Genomic DNA, 17,533 nt, shown 5'->3' with positions numbered 1-17,533 from the left:
GTGCGGGCCGGCGCCTGCCGGCGCTGCCCGCCCCCTCCCCAATGCCCCCGCGCCATGACAGAATGACAAGACGCGCGGCGCGGCAGGTTTTCTCATCCCAAGGTGGTCAGGCATGAAATGTCCCTTCTGCGGTCATTCCAATACGCAGGTGCTTGACACCCGCATGTCCGAGGACGGCGACACGGTGCGCCGCAGGCGCCGCTGCGAATCCTGCGACCGCCGCTTCACCACGTACGAGCGGATCGAGCTCTTCTTTCCCGCCATCGTCAAGAAGAACGGTTCGCGCGAGGACTACGTCCGCGCCAAGCTCAAGGACTCCATGCGCACCGCGCTGCGCAAGCGCCCCGTCTCGGCCGAGGCCATCGACGACGCCATCACGCGCATCGAGGAAAAGCTGCTGTCGCTGGGACAGAAGGAACTGCTGAGCAGCCAGGTCGGCGAACTGGTGATGCGCGAACTGCGCAAGCTCGACAAGATCGCCTATATCCGCTTCGCTTCGGTCTACCGGAGCTTCGAGGATGTATCAGAGTTCAGGGAAGTGCTGGAGGAAATCTCGGCCGGCCCGAACCGCAAGCTCTAGGCGCCGCCGAGCGAAAACAGCGCGTCTCACGAGAAAGCTAGCCCTGGCTAAGGCGCCGGAGGGCGGTGCCAACACGCCCACCACGAAACCAGCCACGATTAGTAGGAAGTGGCGGCCAGCCTCGGTAACGGCAGGATGGTCTAACTACCACGGCGGCCCGGCATCAGGGGCCCAACCATCCATGCTCTCGGCATTGGCAGCGTCGACCACTTAAGCACCGGGCGCGGCAGCGACCAGCAGAGGCGACACGCCCACGACGGCTGGCGATAACCCAAGCGAGCCTTATTGCTCTGCCCCCGGCAGGGTCTGCTTTCTTTTCGTTAGTTTTCTTTGCAGAACGCAAAGAAAAGTGACCGGCAGCCCCCGAAGGGGGATGTCGTATGGTTGTTGGGTGCAAAGGCTGACGCCGCCTAGGACAAGGACGCAATGCCGCCACGCACGCGACATCGACAAAGAGGCCGGCAGATCGTGGTTGCCAGCGCCTGCCCTTCGCGCAGGCAGTCGGCAACATCATTAAGCAATCTCTTTACAGGCTGGCACATCGGCCCGCACGCCGATCCCTATCCTGAGCGGATACCAAGCCGATGGAGATTGCCATGCCAGCTTCCCCGCTTGCCGCTCTCGGCGCCCGCCCGCAACCCCGGCGGATCACGCCCATCGCACAGCTCGATCGAGGCTACCTGCTGACAGAGAGCCTCGTCGCGCTCGCGCTCACCGGCATCGCGCTGATGCCGATGGCCACGCTGGCGCCGCTCGCCGTCGACGCCTTGCGGCACTACGAGACGCTGGGCGCGGCCACGCGCGCCGCAGCGGAACTGGCCGAGGCGAATGGCCCGGACGAGGTCCTGGCCGGCCGGCAGTCGGCGGCCGAACGCAAGACACAACTGATGCACTGCGACCGGTTCGACGGCCGGGTCTGTCACCCCGGCCGCCGGCTGGCGGTCGCGCTGCTGCCCGCCATCCACCCCGGGGCGTCGGATGGCGAAGCGGCCGTGGCGCTGTGGAGCCGGCCTTGACCCGCGACGACTGCACCCGCGCATTGGCACGCCGGCCACCGTGCGTCCGGCCTGAAGGCCGCGTTTGCAGTGGCAGGCGCGGACGGCGTCCGGATACGCGCGGGATGTCCCTGGTCGAACTGATGGTCGGCCTTGTCCTCGGTCTGCTCGTGCTGGGCCTGGCGGGCATCGCCTTCCACGCGCTGCAGCTCGCCTACCGCCTGGCGGTCGACCGCATCCTGCTGGAGGAGCGGGGGCAACGCGCGCTCGCCATGGTCGCGCACCTCGTCCGCCATGCGGGCTGGCGCCCGACGGAGGCCGGCGCCCTTCCGGCTGGCGCCCCGCCGGCGCTCAGCGGCCGCGACGACTGCGGGCAGCCTGCCATCGGCAACGCACTGTCCTGTGGACGACGCGGCGTGGTCGCCAGCGACGCCATGCTGGTGCGCATGAGCGGCAGTGCTATGGCCGCCGATCCGACCGTCCCCGACCGGACCATGATCGATTGCAGCGGCTATCCGCTGGCCGCGCAGGCGGTCGACGATGGCGGCGCCGCCGTTGCCGGGCATGCCGCGGCCAACCTGCTGTATGTGGGCCTGGGCAATGATGGCGAACCGCAACTGCTGTGCCGCTATCCCACCCGCCGCAACGGCATGGCCCAAGCCGGCGCCTGGACGTCCGGCGCCCTGGTGCGCGGGGTGGAGACGATGCAGTTGCGCTACGGCGTCGACCGCGATGGCGACGGCGTCATTGACGACTATCTTCGTGCCGGAGAGCTCGAACGGCCCGGCGCCCCGTCCTGGACACAAGTCCGCGCGGTGCAGGTGGCCATGGTGCTGCGCGGCGAGCGGCCACTGCCCGGCGCCGGCACCTCCGATGCCCTGCCCCTTCTGCCGCGCCGCGCGCAGGACGCGGCCGCACCCGAGGGCAGCGACATCCTGTTCCATCCCGACACCAACCCAGGCCTGGTGCGCAGGGTGTTCGCCACCACCGTTCACCTGCGCAACCCGGCGAACGCCGATGTGCCATGAGCACGCCAGCGATCCCGCCGGCGCGATGCGCGCGCCAACGCTTCGGTGCGGCAACCATCCGCGGCGGCTCGACCCTGCTGCTCACTGCCGTATTGTTGCTGTCGAGCGCGGCCTGTACCGTCGCCTTGCTGTCCTTCCTGCTATCGGGACGGCAGCTTGTCACGCTGCAACTGGAACGGGAAATCGCCTTGCGCGCGGCCGATGCCGCCTTGCAGGACGCAGAAGCCGACATGACGAAGGCGCTGCGGGACACTGCGGCCGGCGTGAGCGTGCGCCTGTCCGACTGGCCCGCGCCGGGCCGGTGCGGCAGCGGTGCGCAGCGCGGCCTTTGCCGCCCCGACGGCAAAGGCGAGCCGCCCTGGCTGGCCTGGCTGCATGGGCAGGTGCCGGTGACCTCGCTCGGCGTCGCCTTCGGGGACATCACCGGCAACAGGCTGCCTCTGCTGCCGCCGCGGGCTGCCGGCGCCACCCTGCCACCGCGGTACCTGGTCGAACTGCTGCCGGAATCTCCGGAATACAGCCTGTTGAACGCCAGCTATGCGCAGCAGCCCTCCGCGCCACGCCTGCGCATCACCGCCATCGGCGTGGGCCGTCATGGCTTGGGCCGCGTCGTGCTGCAAAGCGAGTTCCTGCCATGAGCCCCATTGACACCGCGCGCGCCGCAATCGGCGCGATCGCAGCAATCACCGCGCTGGCCCTGGCCGCCTCTCCATGCGCGGCGGCGCCGCACGATGCTAGCGGGCCAACCGCGGCGCTGGAGCGCGTCATCCTGATCGAGGCCACCGACCGCCTGGTGGCTCGGACACTGCCCGCGGATGGCGCCGCCGGCCCCGCTCCTGTGCGGTGGCAGGCAAGCCTGCCTGGCCTCCGCCCGGAGCTGACTGACCTGCGCGATCTCGCAGCGGCAGTGCTCGTGCCGGCGCCACCCTGGATGCCCGGCCAACCCGGACATGCTGCCTTTCGCGCGCAACACAGCAAGCGCCCGTCCCTGATCTGGCTGGGCACTGCCGACGGCAAGATCCAAGCCCTCGACGCAGCCAGCGGCGCCGTAGTCATGACGACCGCGGCGCCGGCCGGCACCGGTGCTGGCGGCATGCCACGGCATCCGCGCAACCCCTGCCCGCGTCCGCAAGCCGCCGATGTCCGGCTGGGCGACGGCACCTGGCGCACGGTCTTGCTTTGCGGCATGACCACAAGAGAGATGCGTGACGCCCACGGCCTGGCCCAGCCGGGCAACGGCCCTCCAGCGCCGCGCCGGCAAACCCTGCCACCGCCAGGAGTCCGCATCTACGTGCTCGACATCTCGCGCGTCACCGCTGGCGAACCTCCCCCGGTGCTGCTGGTGCGCGAGACCTCGCCCGCGCTGCCGCTGTCCGCGGCGGGGCCGGTACGCGCGCTGGCGCTGGGCGACCCGCTGCGGCCACGCTGGCACGCCTTGAGCGCCATCGCCCACCCGCGCGGCGTGCCGCGCCCCGGCCTCGCCCTGTTGCCACTGGACCCGGACGCACCGGATATCGTCCTGCCCCTGCCCGCGCAAGCCTGCGCGGGCGGCGTCTCCGCTTCCCCGCTGCTGGCGGCGAGCGTGCTGAACGATGCCGCCGGCATTGCCCGGGCGGCCTATGCCGTCGATGCGGCCGCACAGCTATGGCGCTTCGACCTGCCCGACCTCGCTACCGGACCGGACCGCAGGCACGCCGCCGCCTGCCTGCATGCCCCGACTGCCGGCGCGGGCCGCCCGGGCGGCGGCGAGCTGCAGGAAGCGGCGCCTCCGCTGCTCTTCGCTGCCCCGGGCGGACATCTCGCCATCTACGGCAGCGGCTCCAGCGTGCACGCCGTATTCGACGCCGGCCCGCTGGCGCAACGCAGGGCCATGCCCGCCACGCCCGTCGAGGCCGACCTGGCGGAAGGTGGCGCCGTCGTGCTGCGCGCCCCTTCCGCGCCTCCCGCGCCGGGCACGCCAGGCTTGCCAGCCGCGCAGCCGAGCGGCTGGCGGCTGGACTTGCCGCATGCCGGCGAGCGCGTGCATCGCCTGCTGCCGGCAGGGCCTGCGCACCTCGCCATCGTCTCCGTCGATGGCACCGGAGGCCAACGCGCCTACCTGGTGACGGCGCGGCGCGGCGAGTCCTCCGGCAGCCTGAGGCCGGGCCTGCGCGCCATGCCCATTCGCACCGGGCAGGCGCTTGGCCCGCAGGCACATCTGCTGGTGACACAGGCCTCGCGCCTTGCCGGTCCGCCAACCCTGCCCGGCAAGCCGGCAACGGTGGAAATCACCTATACCCTGTGGGCCATCGAAGGCGGCATCGCCACCCCGCTGAATCGCATTCATGACGAGCGGCGCAAGGGGCGGCTGAGCTGGCGCGAACTGATTCACACGCCGGCATCGGAGCCGACCCCATGAGTGGCCGCTCCGGATTCACCGTGCTGGAACTGATGGTCGCGCTGGCCATCCTGGCCGTGCTGGCGGGCATCGCCGTGCCAGCCTGGCAACAGCACCTGGAGCGCGGCCGCCGCATGGAGGCGCGGGCGGCACTGGTGGCGGCCATGCTGGAACTGGAGCGCCTCGCGCTCTCCACAGCCAGCTTCGCCGCGCCCGGCGATAGGGGAAGGATTGCGGGCGACTGGCCACGCCCCGTGCCACCGCCGCCCGCGCAGCCACGCCACTTGCTGGTGCCCGCCGCCTGTCCGCAGGCGGGCATCGACCACTGCGTGGAACTGCGCGCGGTGCCGCTGCTGCCGGACGGCCATTGCGGCACGCTGATCCTGCGCAGCACCGGAGAGTGGCTCTCGCAAGCAACCGAAGCAGAACCGCCACGGCCCCTGCCGCCGGCGTGCTGACATGACACCGCCCGGCCCACGCCCGGCAAGCGGCGTGCCTCATGGCACCACCCTGGTCGAACTGCTTTGCTGCCTTCTGCTGCTCGCCATCCTCGGCGCCATGGCCTACCCTTCCTGGCAAGCCTGGCAGGCCCGCCAGCAAGTCACGCAGGCGGGCGACCGGCTGGCCGGCTCCCTCGCGCTCGCGCGAACGGCGGCGGCGGCCCGGCGCACCGAAGTCCTGGTCGAGCCCTTGCCCGGCGCAACCGGCTTCAACGGGGGATGGCGCCTGCGCATGGCAGCCGGCGACGACGGCGACGGCGACAAGGGCGAGGCCACCGTCTCCACGGTGCAACTGCACCACCGCTGCCTGACCGTGCGGCTGCGCTCCAGCGGCGGCGAATCCGCCTTGCGCGTGACGGCTGTGGGATACTCTCGGACTGAGCAAGGCGGTTTTTTCGCCGCCACCTTCATGTTGCGCTGCCGCGGCGAGCAGCGGCAGCTCAGGGTGGGCGCGCAAGGCCGGATTCGCATCTGCACGCCGGGGCAGGATCCCGACTGCGACACCGCCGGCCCGCCGTGAGCGTGCCGCTGACCCGCCGGCCTGCCGGCCACGGCAGCCAAACCGGGATCCATACCATTTCTCACATGTTCTCCGACACTGACCACGCCGCCATGCGGCAGGCGCTGGCGCTCGCCACCCGCGGGCTTTACATCACCACGCCCAATCCCCGCGTCGGCTGCGTGCTGGTCAAGCACGGACAGGTCATCGGCCAGGGCTCCACCCAGCCCGCCGGGCAGGACCATGCCGAGATCCAGGCGTTGAAGGACGCCGCCGCGCGCGGCTTCGACCCCACCGGCGCCACGGCCTACGTCACGCTGGAACCCTGCAGCCACTTCGGCCGCACGCCGCCGTGTGCCGACGCGCTGGTGCGCGCCGGCGTGGCGCAGGTGGTGGCGGCCATGGAGGACCCGAACCCCAGCGTGTCCGGACGTGGCCTGCAGCGGCTGCGTGCGGCCGGCATCGAGGTGCGCAGCGGCCTGTTCGAGAAGGAGGCGCGTGAACTGAACATCGGCTTCGTCTCACGCATGACGCGCGGCCTGCCATGGGTGCGCGTGAAGGTGGCGGCCTCGCTCGACGGCCGGACGGCGCTGCACGACGGCACCAGCCAGTGGATCACCGGGCAGGCAGCACGCGACGATGGCCATGCCTGGCGCGCGCGCGCCTGCGCCATCCTCACCGGCATCGGCACCGTGCGCGACGACGACCCGCAGATGACCGTGCGCGCGGTCGAGACGCCGCGCCAGCCCCAGCGCGTGCTGGTCGACTCCAGGCTGGAGGTGCCGCTGGACGCGCGCCTGCTGACGCCTGAGCACGGCCCCTTCGCCAAGCCTGTGCTGGTCTTCTGCGCGGTGGACGCACCGGAACGCCGCCAGGCGCTGGAGGCGCGCGGCGCCGAGGTGGTGATGCTGCCCAACGCGCAGGGCAAGGTCGAACTGCGCAAGATGCTGGAAGAACTGGGCCGACGCGGCATCAATGAGCTGCACGTCGAGGCCGGCTACAAGCTGAACGGCTCGCTGGTGCGGGAGCGCTGCGCCGACGAGTTGCTGGTTTATCTGGCACCCAAGCTGCTGGGGGATGCACAAGGCATGTTCCAGCTTCCCGCGCTGGCGCAGTTGCAGGATGCGCCGGCCTTCCGCTGGCATGAGGTCAGCCAGATCGGCGACGACCTGCGCCTGCTGGCCCGGCGCGCCGACCACGCCGATCACGCCGGCCACGCCTAGCGCGGCTCGCCAGGGGCCACAGTCCCCAGTCGGCGCGGGCCGCCCCATCCCGCCGTCGGGCCGCGCACGCCGCCCCGGCGCCGGATCGGGCCCGCTTGGCGTACAATACCGGCCTTGATCACGCCCCGCCCTGAGCGCGGCCGCAAGGCCGGCCCGGAACCTTGTCACGCGGCGCCCGTCCGCCTCCTGCCCGTTTTTTCTTCGTCCAGCATTCCATGACAATCGCCCGTACCGAAGACATCATTGCCGAAATCCGTGCCGGCCGCATGGTCATCCTGGTCGACGAGGAAGACCGCGAGAACGAGGGCGACCTGGTGCTGGCTGCCGATTTCGTCACCCCGGAAGCGATCAACTTCATGGCCAAATTCGGCCGCGGCCTGATCTGCCTGACGCTCACCGCCGAGCGCTGCGCGCAGCTCGAGCTGCATCCGATGGTGAGCCGCAACGGCACCCAGCACGGCACCAACTTCACGGTATCCATCGAGGCGGCCGAAGGCGTGACCACCGGCATCTCGGCGGCCGACCGCGCCCGCACCGTGCAGGCCGCAGTGGCACGCGAAGCCAGGCCGTCCGACCTGGTCCAGCCCGGGCACATCTTCCCGCTCAAGGCGCAGCCGGGCGGCGTGCTGATCCGTGCCGGTCACACCGAGGCCGGCTGCGACCTGTCGGCACTGGCTGGCCTGACGCCTGCCGCGGTGATCTGCGAGATCATGAAGGACGACGGCACCATGGCGCGCCTGCCGGACCTGATTGAGTTCGCCGAGGAGCACGGCATCAAGATCGGCACCATTGCCGACCTGATCCACTACCGCAGCCGCACCGAAAGCATCATCGAGCGCGTGGGCGAGCGCAGCATGCAGACGCCTCAAGGCACCTTCCACTGCATCGCCTACCGCGACAAGCCCAGCGGCAGCGCCCACCTGGCGCTGGTCAAGGGCGAGCCGCGTCCCGACTGCGAGACGCTGGTGCGCGTGCATGAGCCGCTGTCGGTGCTCGACCTGCTGGAAGTGGCGTCCACCACCCATTCCTGGAGCGTGGCTGCCGCGCTGGAAGCCATTGCCCAGGCGGAGCACGGCGTGATGGTCATGCTTAATTGCGGCGACACCCCCGAGCAGCTGTTCCGCCAGTTCAGCGCGCTGGACGCGCCGGAGAACCGGGCGCGCCAGAAGCACGACCTGCGCACCTACGGCACGGGCGCCCAGATCCTGAAGGATCTCGGCGTGGGCAAGATGCGGGTGCTGGCTTCGCCGCAAAGGGTGCCCAGCATGACCGGCTACGATCTGGAAGTCACCGGCTACCAGTCCATGGGCGCCACGCGCGCCGACTGATCGACTGATCGACCGAACCACCGAACATCCGGCGGCCGTGCCCGGCACGGCCGCCTTACCGAATACAGGAGAATCACGATGGATCACGGTTTCTATCCCAGCAACCTCGATGGCGAGGGACTGCGCATCGGCATCGTGCAGGCGCGCTTCAACGAGCCCGTCTGCGATGAACTGCGCGAGGCCTGCGTGGCCGAACTGGAAAAACTCGGCGTCGAGGGCGAGGACACCTTGGTGGTGACCGTGCCGGGCGCACTGGAAGTGCCGCTGGCACTGCAGAAGATGGCCGAAAGCGGCCAGTTCGACGCCCTGATCGCGCTGGGCGCGGTCGTGCGCGGCGAAACCTACCATTTCGAGCTGGTTTCGAACGAGTCCGGCGCCGGCCTCACCCGTGTGGGCTTGGACTTCAACGTGCCGATCGCCAACGGCATCCTCACCGTCGACACCGACGCCCAGGCGCATGCCCGCACCCGTGAAAAGGGCCGCGACTGCGCCCGCACCGCGGTCGAGATGGCCAACCTGGTGGTGGCGCTCGATTCGCTGCGCGAGCATGATGGCGACGAGGACGAAGACGAGGACGACGATGAGTGATGCGCCCCAAACCGGCAAGCCGGCCGCGCCCAAGGCACCGCCCAAGAGCGCGCGGCGCCGCTCGCGCGAGCTGGCGCTGCAGGGCCTGTATCAATGGCTGCTGAACCGCAACGACATCGGCGCCATCCAGGCACACCTGCACGATGCGCAGGGCTTCAGCAAGGCCGACCGCGAGCATTTCGACGCCCTGCTCAACGGCACCACGCGTGAGGAAGCGCGCCTGACGGCCGCCTTCGAGCCCTTCCTGGACCGCACCGTCGATGAGCTGTCGCCGGTGGAACGCGCGGCGCTGCTGATCGGCAGCTACGAGCTGGTGCATTGCATCGACATCCCTTACCGGGTTGTGATCAATGAGGCCGTCGAGCTGACCAAGACCTTCGGCGGCGTCGAGGGCTACAAGTACGTCAACGGCGTACTCGACAAGGTCGCCGCCCAAGTGCGCGCCACCGAAGTCGCCGCGCGGCGCTGAGCGCCTGACGCGCCCGCGCGGCGGCCATGCCGCCGCAACAAGGGGCGCCAGAACGCCAACAGCAACACCCGCCGCGGCGGGTGTTGTCATTTTCCCCACCTGAACTGATCGCGGGCCGCCACCTGCCCCACAGACCCCACAGACCCATGGACCTGCAGCGCATCGCCACCGCCTCCCGCCTCGCGCATATCGCGCCCTTCCACGTTATGGAACTGGCCAAACAGGCCGCCGAGCTGGAGCGCGCCGGCCGCCACATTGTCCATATGGGCATCGGCGAACCGGACTTCACCGCCGCCGAGCCGGTGGTGCGGGCCGCCGAGGCCGCGATGCGAAGCGGGGTGACGCAGTACACGGGCGCGCTGGGCATCCCGGCGCTGCGCGAAGCCATCGCCGGCTACTACAAGACGGCCTACGGCGTCGATGTGCCGGCGCGCCGCGTGATCGTCACCGCGGGGGCCTCGGGCGCCCTGCTGCTGGCCTGCGCGGTACTGGTCGAGATCGGCGCCGAGGTGCTGATGCCGGACCCCAGCTACCCGTGCAACCGGCATTTCGTGGCCGCCTTCGATGGCGCGGCCCGGATGATCCCGAGCGGCCCGGCCGAACGCTTCCAGCTTACCGCTGCCCAGGTGCAGGCCAACTGGGGTGAGCGCACGCGCGGTGTGCTGCTGGCGTCGCCCTCCAACCCGACCGGCACCTCGATCCTGGCCGACGAACTGCAGCGGATCCTGCAGGTGGTGCGCGAACGCAAGGGCTTCGCCATCCTCGACGAGATCTACCAGGGGCTGTCCTACGACGCGCCGCCCGTCACGGCCCTGTCGCTGGACGATCAGGTGGTGACCGTCAACAGCTTCTCCAAGTACTTCAATATGACGGGCTGGCGCCTGGGCTGGCTGGTGGTGCCCGACGCGCTGGTCGACGCCTTCGAGAAAGTGGCGCAGAACCTGTTCATCTGCGCCTCCGCGGTCGCCCAGTACGCGGCGCTGGCCTGCTTCACGCCCGAGGCGCTCGCCATCTACGATGCCCGCAAGGCCGAGTTCCACCGCCGCCGCGAAGCCATCGTGCCGGCACTGGAGGCGCTTGGCTTCCGGGTACCGGTCAAGCCCGACGGCGCCTTCTATGTCTATGCCGACTGCCGCGGCGTCAACCATCCCGCCGCCGGCGACGCCGACCGGCTGACCCAGGCCATGCTGCAGGATGCCGGCGTGGTGCTGGTACCCGGCCAGGACTTCGGTCCGCACACGGCGCGCGACTATATCCGCGTCTCCTATGCCACCTCGATGGAGAACATCGAACTGGCCATGGCGCGGCTCGGCAAGTTGTTCGCCTGAGTCGCCTGAATCGCCTGCCAGCGCCTATCGCTGCCGGCAGCGATAGGCCGGCCTTGATGGCAGCTCCCCGCGCGACACGGCGCAGGGAAAACTCTCACTGATGGCCCCGGACCGTCGCCCAAAAACTGAATTTGCGCCTTGGTCGCGGCCGCCCGGAAAGGCAAAGCCGCAGGCGAGGGAGCCGGCGATGGCGGGCGCCGCATGGCATTGGGGATCGAGCCGGCAGTGAGCCTGAGCACGGAAAAGGCCTGGGGGTGAAGGCATGCCGGGCGGTGCCGGCAAGTGGGGGGCGGGAGAGTGTTCCTGCCGCTGGCGGTGACGAACGCCCCGCCGCCAGCGGCAGCCGGAGCGCCCGCGGACGCTCCGGATTCACAGCGTATCAGGCGGAGCCGCGCGCCGCGATGACCGTGGCCGGCGGCGTTGCGCCGGCAGCCTCGAGCTTATCAGCGCCCTGGCCAGCCTCGGTCGTCTTGACGGCCGGTGCCGCCGGGCGGGCGACAACTTCCGGCGCCGCGTTGCGCAGGCCCAGCACCTGGCGCAGGCGAGTGCGCTCGGCCAGGACCTTGGCGCCATAGCCGCCATCGGTGTTGGTGGTGGCACCCACGTAGTACTTCAAGCCGCCTTCGATCGAACCGGCCCGCGCGATGCAATCCTTGAGCACCAGCGCGCCGATCTTGATGTTGGCGTACGGATTCAGCGCAGCGGCAACGCCGCCCACCGCCTCGTACTTGTCCTGGTGAACCTTGGTCATCACCTGCATCAGGCCCTGCGCGCCCACGCCGCTCTCGGCGTAGGGGTTGAAGCTGGACTCGATGGCGATCACGCCCAGGATCAGCAGCGGGTCGATGCCGACCTCGCGGCCCGTCGTATAGGCGGCCTTGACCAGTTGCGCGGTCGCTTCCGCGGCCACGCGGTACTTGCGTGCGATGTACTCAGCCACCGCAGCCTGCTCCCGCGGGCTGCCCAGCACGCCCGCCTTGTCGCGGGCATCCAGCGCCACCCGCTGCACCGGGATCTGCGCGGCCAGGTGGGCCACCGAGGGTACCTTGGCCGCGGTCTGGCTCCATTCGTCCACGCCGCTCACGGTCGGCAGGCCGCCCGTCGGCAGGCTGGCCGTCGCCAGGCCACCGCGCGGGTAGCCCAGCTGCGCCGCGGCCGCGTCGGCGCTGCTGGCAGGCGCGGCCGCGTCGAGCCGCACCGATGTTGCCTTGCCGCCGGCCAGCAGGCCAGCCAGTTCTGTGCGCCACTCCTGGCTCAGCGACAGCGAGACGGCCGTGACCACGGCCACCACGCCCAAGCTGTTCAGGGCGTACTTCAAGGTCAGGCGGCCACCGCGCAAAGCGCGGCCCGCCACAGGGTGTGCCAGCCGCATTTGAAGCGACCGGCTTACGCCTGGAACCGGCGTACGTAGGCGGACCTGCAATGCCCGCCCGACGCCGGGAAGCTGAAGGGTTTTCCAACCGCTCATGCTTACCTCCATCCGTTGTCCGCTGCGGGCGGCAAACAGCGGCCGCACGCCCGATCCCAACGTACTCAAGTAAGGATGCTGCGCCGTCTAGCAGGGACGACCGGCATCTGTTGGTGGACGCTTCCCATGCGTCCAACGAGAAACAGGGTACGCTCTTGGGGGAACGCACCCTGCTGCGAATGACTCAAGACGCCCCGGCGAAACCGGGGTGACCGCCAGGCGCATCGAATCGGATGCTTCAGCCGGGTCGGTCTGAAATGGCGGATTTCGCTGCTTCCCCTCTTGACAGCGGGGCGAAACCCATGTTGCGACGCAACATTCCATTGAGCAGACCGGATTGTAGGAACCGTTTTATATCCCGTCAATAATAAGGGCGAAGAAAATCATTACCTCCAGATATATGTAACAAGGATGGCGATGCTGCTTTCCGTGCACCCGAGCCCCCGGAATCGGCGTACTGTCTTGGGCTGGCGGCGAAGGGCCCGTGGCCTGATGACACAAAAAACTTACAATTCGCAGCCGTGCGGAAAAGCAAAAAATTTGCGCCGTCTTTACGCGAAGTGCTCTAACGGACACACACAATAACCGAGATCTGGCGGCAGCATCCCGCTGCGCCATACGAATTCACCATGAAATACAAGGACTTGCGCGACTTCATCGGCAAACTCGAGGCACAGGGCGAGCTGAAGCGCGTTGCTGCCGCGGTGTCGCCGAACCTGGAGATGACCGAGATCTGCGACCGCTTGCTGCGTGCCGGCGGGCCGGCTGTGCTGTTCGAACGCCCCTCCCTAGGCAGCGGCCCTCAGCACGTTTATAGGGTGCCGGTACTGGCCAATCTGTTCGGTACCACACGCAGGGTCGCACTCGGCATGGGCGCCGAATCGCTGGCCGACCTGCGCGACATCGGACGCGTACTCTCGGCGCTGAAAGAACCGGATCCGCCACGCGGCCTGCGCGAGGCGGGCAAGCTGCTGACGCTTGCCAAGTCGGTGTGGGACATGGCGCCCAAGCGCGTGTCCAGCCCGGCCTGCCAGGAAATCGTGTGGGAAGGCCAGGACGTGGACCTGGCGCGCCTGCCCATCCAGACCTGCTGGCCGGGCGACGCGGCGCCGCTCATCACCTGGGGCCTGGTGGTCACCCGCGGCCCGCACAAGAAGCGCCAGAACCTGGGCATCTACCGCCAGCAGGTCATCGGCCGCGACAAGGTCATCATGCGCTGGCTGGCCCATCGCGGCGGCGCGCTGGACTTCCGCGAGCACGCGCTGGCCAACCCCGGCCAGCCCTTCCCCATCGCCGTGGCGCTGGGCGCCGACCCCGCCACCATCCTGGGCGCGGTGACGCCGGTGCCCGACACCCTGTCCGAATACCAGTTCGCGGGGCTGCTGCGCGGCGGCCGCACCGAACTGGCATCCTGCCTGACCCCCACGCTGTCCGAGCTGAACGTGCCTGCCAGCGCGGAGATCGTGCTGGAGGGCCATATCCGCCCCGACCCGTCCCATCCGTCGGGCTACGAGCACGCGCTGGAGGGCCCCTTCGGTGACCACACCGGCTATTACAACGAGCAGGACTGGTTCCCGGTGTTCACCATCGACCGCATCACCATGCGGCGCGATCCGATCTACCACTCCACCTACACGGGCAAGCCGCCCGACGAGCCGGCCGTGCTCGGCGTGGCGCTCAACGAGGTGTTCGTGCCGCTGCTGCAGAAGCAGTTCCCCGAGATCACCGACTTCTACCTGCCGCCGGAGGGCTGCAGCTACCGGATGGCGCTGGTGCGCATGAAGAAGCAGTACGCCGGCCACGCCAAGCGGGTGATGTTCGGCGTCTGGAGCTTCCTGCGCCAGTTCATGTATACGAAGTTCATCGTCGTCGTCGACGACGATGTCGACGTGCGCGACTGGAAGGAAGTGATCTGGGCCATCACCACGCGGGTCGACCCCAGCCGGGACACCGTGATGGTGGACAACACTCCGATCGACTATCTCGACTTCGCTTCCCCGGTTTCCGGCCTGGGCTCCAAGATGGGCATCGACGCCACCGACAAATGGCCCGGCGAGACGACCCGCGAGTGGGGCCGCGCCATCCACATGGACGAGGCCGTCAAGGCGCGCGTGGACGGCATGTGGGAAACCCTGTTCGCGCCATCCGCCGGCCGCTGAAGCCCGGGCCGGCGGTGCGGGGTGCGCTGCAGGTATCATGGAGGCCTGCCCGGGCGGCCCGCAGGCCGGCGCCGCCCCTCGGCACCCAAACCGCCAACCACCCGCGTCCGCGCCAAGACGGACCACGGAGGAGACAAGCATGACCACGCTGGAAGAAGGAAAACTGATGTGGACGCCGTCCGCGGCGTTCCGCGACGGCAGCCAGATCGCGCAGTTCATGCGCTGGCTGGCCAGCGAGCGCGGGCTCGACTTCGCCGACTTTGCCAGCCTCTGGCAATGGTCGGTGACGGAGATCGAGGCCTTCTGGGACGCCGTGCGCGCCTATTTCGACGTGCGCTTCGACACCCCGCCGCGCGCCGTGCTGGCGCGCCGCGAGATGCCGGGGGCACGCTGGTTCGAGGGTGCCAGCCTCAACTACGTACAACAGGTATTCCGCCATGTCGGCACCGGCGCGGCACGCCAGCGGGCCGCCATCCGCTTTGCCGGGGAGGCCCAGCCACTGGCCGAGCTGAGCTGGGACGAGCTGGAGCGGCAGGTGGCGTCCCTGGCCCATGCGCTGCGCCGGATGGGTGTGGGCCGCGGCGACCGCGTCGCCGGCTACCTGCCGAACGTCCCCGCCACCATCGTCGCCTTCCTGGCCACCGCCAGCCTTGGCGCGATCTGGTCGGGCTGCGCCCCCGACATGGGCCAGGTAGCGGTGATCGACCGCTTCCGCCAGATCGAGCCCAAGGTGCTGGTCGCGGTCGATGGCTACCACTATGGCGGCAAGGCCTTCGACCGCACCCCCGTGCTGGCCGACCTGGTCGCCGCCCTGCCCTCCCTGGAGCACGTCGTGGTGGTGCCGCTGCTGGGCACATCGCCTCGCCTGGACACGCGGGTGCGCCAGCATGCCTGGCAGGAGGTGCTGGCGCATGCGGCACCGCTGGAGATCGAGTCGGTCCCCTTCGACCATCCGCTGTGGATCGTCTACTCGTCCGGCACCACGGGCAGTCCCAAACCCATCGTGCATGGCCACGGCGGCGTGGTCATCGAGCAGCTCAAGCTGATGGCTTTCCACAACAACCTGGGCGCCGACGATGTCTTCCACTGGTACAGCAGCAGCGGCTGGATCATGTGGAACGCCCAGGTGTCCGGCCTGCTGCTGGGCGCCACCATCGCCATCTACGACGGCAACCCCGCCTGGCCGGATGCGGGCGTGCTGTGGCGCTTCGTCGAGTCGGCAAGCGTGACCGCCTTCGGCGCGGGCGCCGCCTTTTTCACCGGTGGCATGAAGGCCGGCATCCGCCCGGCGCAGGTGGCCGACCTGTCGCGCCTGCGCATGCTGGGCTCGACCGGCTCGCCGCTGCCGGCCGAAGCCTATGACTGGATCTACCGCGAGGTGCGCGCAGACATCTGGCTGACGCCGATGTCGGGTGGCACCGACTTCTCGGGCTCCTTCGTGGCGGGCTGCCCGCTGCTGCCGGTCTACTCGGGCGAGATGCAATGCCGTTGCCTGGGCGCCAAGGTGGAAGCCTTCGACGAGCAGGGCAAGGCCTTGATCGACGAGGTCGGCGAGCTGGTCTGCACCGAGCCGATGCCATCGATGCCGCTCTTCCTGTGGGGCGACACCGACGGCCAGCGCTACCGCGACAGCTATTTCGACGTCTATCCGGGCGTCTGGCGCCACGGCGACTGGATCAAGATCACCGCGCGCGGCGGCGCCATCATCTACGGGCGCTCGGACGCCACCATCAACCGCTACGGCATCCGCATGGGCACCAGCGAGCTGTACCGGGTCGTGGAAGAGCTGCCGCAGGTGCTGGACAGCCTGGTAGTGGACCTCGAATACCTGGGCCGCGAGTCCTACATGCCGCTGTTCGTGGTGCTGCGCGAAGGCCTGTCGCTGGACGACGCGCTGCGCGATACGCTGCGCGCGCGCATCCGCGAGGCACTGTCGGCCCGCCACGTGCCCAATGAGATCCTGCAGGTGCCGGCGGTGCCGCGCACGCTGTCTGGCAAGAAGATGGAAGTGCCGATCAAGAAACTGCTGCTCGGCCATCCCGCCGACAAGATCGCCAACCGCGACGCCATGGCCAACCCCGACTGCCTGGAGTGGTACTTCGCCTACGCGGCGGCCTACCTCGCCGCGCGCCAGGCGCAGGACAGCCCGGCCTGAGCCGCTACCGGCTACCGGCGCCGCCCCCTGCGCCGGTACCGCCACCGCTAGAACTCGACGTCCAGCTCGCTGATCTCGTCGGGTTCCTGCTTGGCGGCGGCCATCCACTCCTGCAGCTCGGGCATCGAAAGGATCTGCTTGCAGTAGGCCAGCGGCAGCGGATCGACCTGCACGCCATAGGTCATGAAGCGCGTCACCACCGGCGCGTACATCGCGTCGGCCATGGTGCGCGTGCCGAACAGGTAGGGCCCGCCGTAGCGGTCCAGGCACTCGCTCCAGATGGCGCAGATGCGATCGATGTCGGCCTGCGCGCGCGACCAGACCTTGAGGCCCGGGAAGTGTCCCTTGAGGTTCATCGGCAGCGCGGCGCGCAGCGCGGCGAAGCCAGAGTGCATCTCGCCGCAGATGGCGCGGCAGTGCGCGCGCGCGGCGCGGTCGGCCGGCAGCAGCCCCGACTTGGGACGCACTTCATTCAGGTATTCGGCAATCGCCAGTGTGTCCCAGACCGTCACACCCTGGTGACGCAGGCAGGGCACGAGGATGGATGGCGAGAGCAAGAGCAGTTCGGCACGCACCGACGCATCTTCGGGCGACACCACTACCTCGTCGAACTCCAGCCCGGCGAAGCGGGCCAGCAGCCAGCCGCGCAGGGACCAGGAAGAATAGGTCTTGCTGCTGATCGTAAGCGTCGTCTTTGCCATCGCGCCTCCATTGCCATACAGGCGGTCGCCGAGCGGAAAGACTCCAGGCGGGGCATCCTTCCTGAAGCCTAGCAGCTAGTCCACTGAATCACTGAAATCGGCCGGTGCCGCCTGCGGATCCGCCGGCGCTTTGCC

At 69.4% G+C, this 17,533-nt stretch carries 16 protein-coding genes; 14 read left to right on the top strand and 2 right to left on the bottom strand.

Translation table 11 applies throughout. From position 1 onward, the window contains the following. Nucleotides 1-112 precede the first annotated feature (112 nt). From nrdR to AC1Z3O_RS02990, 12 genes are all read left to right on the top strand, one after another. Nucleotides 113-580, top strand: coding sequence for a transcriptional regulator NrdR (nrdR, locus tag AC1Z3O_RS03045; RefSeq protein WP_483513413.1), 468 nt, complete (start codon nt 113-115; stop codon nt 578-580). A 596-nt stretch (nt 581-1,176) separates the two neighbouring features. Continuing rightward, nucleotides 1,177-1,596: a hypothetical protein gene (locus AC1Z3O_RS03040; RefSeq protein ID WP_483513412.1), complete on the top strand. Its 420-nt coding sequence runs from the start codon at nt 1,177-1,179 to the stop codon at nt 1,594-1,596. Then, nucleotides 1,593-2,603: a PilW family protein gene (locus tag AC1Z3O_RS03035; RefSeq protein ID WP_483513410.1), complete on the top strand. Its 1,011-nt coding sequence runs from the start codon at nt 1,593-1,595 to the stop codon at nt 2,601-2,603. Before AC1Z3O_RS03040 ends, AC1Z3O_RS03035 begins: the two co-directional genes overlap by 4 nt. Continuing rightward, nucleotides 2,600-3,241, top strand: coding sequence for a pilus assembly protein (locus AC1Z3O_RS03030; protein ID WP_483513408.1), 642 nt, complete (start codon nt 2,600-2,602; stop codon nt 3,239-3,241). The genes AC1Z3O_RS03035 and AC1Z3O_RS03030 overlap by 4 nt, the downstream gene beginning before the upstream one ends. After that, nucleotides 3,238-5,001 (top strand): hypothetical protein, encoded by a 1,764-nt coding sequence (locus AC1Z3O_RS03025; RefSeq protein ID WP_483513406.1) that lies wholly within the window; start codon nt 3,238-3,240, stop codon nt 4,999-5,001. The genes AC1Z3O_RS03030 and AC1Z3O_RS03025 overlap by 4 nt, the downstream gene beginning before the upstream one ends. Then, the gene (locus AC1Z3O_RS03020; protein WP_483513404.1) at nt 4,998-5,438 is read left to right on the top strand and encodes a type IV pilin protein; all 441 of its coding nucleotides are present in this window, start codon (nt 4,998-5,000) and stop codon (nt 5,436-5,438) included. The genes AC1Z3O_RS03025 and AC1Z3O_RS03020 overlap by 4 nt, the downstream gene beginning before the upstream one ends. Before the next feature lies 1 nt (nt 5,439). Then, complete coding sequence (locus AC1Z3O_RS03015; protein ID WP_483513403.1) at nt 5,440-6,000, top strand: pilus assembly FimT family protein; 561 nt, start codon at nt 5,440-5,442, stop codon at nt 5,998-6,000. A gap of 65 nt (nt 6,001-6,065) precedes the next feature. Then, nucleotides 6,066-7,202 carry a bifunctional diaminohydroxyphosphoribosylaminopyrimidine deaminase/5-amino-6-(5-phosphoribosylamino)uracil reductase RibD gene (gene ribD, locus AC1Z3O_RS03010; RefSeq protein ID WP_483513401.1) on the top strand — a complete coding sequence of 379 codons (1,137 nt, stop codon included), beginning with the start codon at nt 6,066-6,068 and terminating at the stop codon, nt 7,200-7,202. A gap of 215 nt (nt 7,203-7,417) precedes the next feature. Continuing rightward, nucleotides 7,418-8,530 (top strand): bifunctional 3,4-dihydroxy-2-butanone-4-phosphate synthase/GTP cyclohydrolase II, encoded by a 1,113-nt coding sequence (gene ribBA, locus AC1Z3O_RS03005; RefSeq protein ID WP_483513399.1) that lies wholly within the window; start codon nt 7,418-7,420, stop codon nt 8,528-8,530. Nucleotides 8,531-8,608: 78 nt separating this feature from the next. After that, entirely contained in the window at nt 8,609-9,118 is a 510-nt protein-coding gene (gene ribH / locus AC1Z3O_RS03000; protein ID WP_483513398.1) for a 6,7-dimethyl-8-ribityllumazine synthase, read from the top strand. Continuing rightward, nucleotides 9,111-9,587: a transcription antitermination factor NusB gene (gene nusB, locus AC1Z3O_RS02995; protein ID WP_483513397.1), complete on the top strand. Its 477-nt coding sequence runs from the start codon at nt 9,111-9,113 to the stop codon at nt 9,585-9,587. Before ribH ends, nusB begins: the two co-directional genes overlap by 8 nt. 146 nt (nt 9,588-9,733) lie before the next feature. Next, nucleotides 9,734-10,915, top strand: a complete 1,182-nt coding sequence (locus AC1Z3O_RS02990) for a pyridoxal phosphate-dependent aminotransferase (RefSeq protein WP_483513395.1) — start codon at nt 9,734-9,736, stop codon at nt 10,913-10,915. A 379-nt stretch (nt 10,916-11,294) separates the two neighbouring features. Here AC1Z3O_RS02990 and AC1Z3O_RS02985 read toward each other — a convergent pair whose 3' ends face one another. After that, nucleotides 11,295-12,383, bottom strand: coding sequence for a lytic transglycosylase domain-containing protein (locus AC1Z3O_RS02985; RefSeq protein WP_483513393.1), 1,089 nt, complete (start codon nt 12,381-12,383; stop codon nt 11,295-11,297). Nucleotides 12,384-13,012: 629 nt separating this feature from the next. On the opposite strand from AC1Z3O_RS02985, the gene ubiD reads away from it, so the two are divergent. Both ubiD and AC1Z3O_RS02975 read left to right on the top strand, forming a co-directional pair. Further along, nucleotides 13,013-14,542, top strand: coding sequence for a 4-hydroxy-3-polyprenylbenzoate decarboxylase (gene ubiD / locus AC1Z3O_RS02980; protein ID WP_483513391.1), 1,530 nt, complete (start codon nt 13,013-13,015; stop codon nt 14,540-14,542). Between the two features lie 139 nt (nt 14,543-14,681). Beyond that, nucleotides 14,682-16,697 carry an acetoacetate--CoA ligase gene (locus AC1Z3O_RS02975; protein ID WP_483513389.1) on the top strand — a complete coding sequence of 672 codons (2,016 nt, stop codon included), beginning with the start codon at nt 14,682-14,684 and terminating at the stop codon, nt 16,695-16,697. A 47-nt stretch (nt 16,698-16,744) separates the two neighbouring features. Here AC1Z3O_RS02975 and AC1Z3O_RS02970 read toward each other — a convergent pair whose 3' ends face one another. Beyond that, the gene (locus tag AC1Z3O_RS02970; protein ID WP_483513388.1) at nt 16,745-17,398 is read right to left on the bottom strand and encodes a glutathione S-transferase family protein; all 654 of its coding nucleotides are present in this window, start codon (nt 17,396-17,398) and stop codon (nt 16,745-16,747) included. Between the last annotated feature and the right edge of the window lie 135 nt (nt 17,399-17,533).

The organism is Cupriavidus sp. 09_S30, assembly GCF_056930435.1.
The sequence above is the reverse complement of the archived record's forward strand: the minus strand, read 5'-3'. Positions and strand labels throughout refer to the sequence as shown.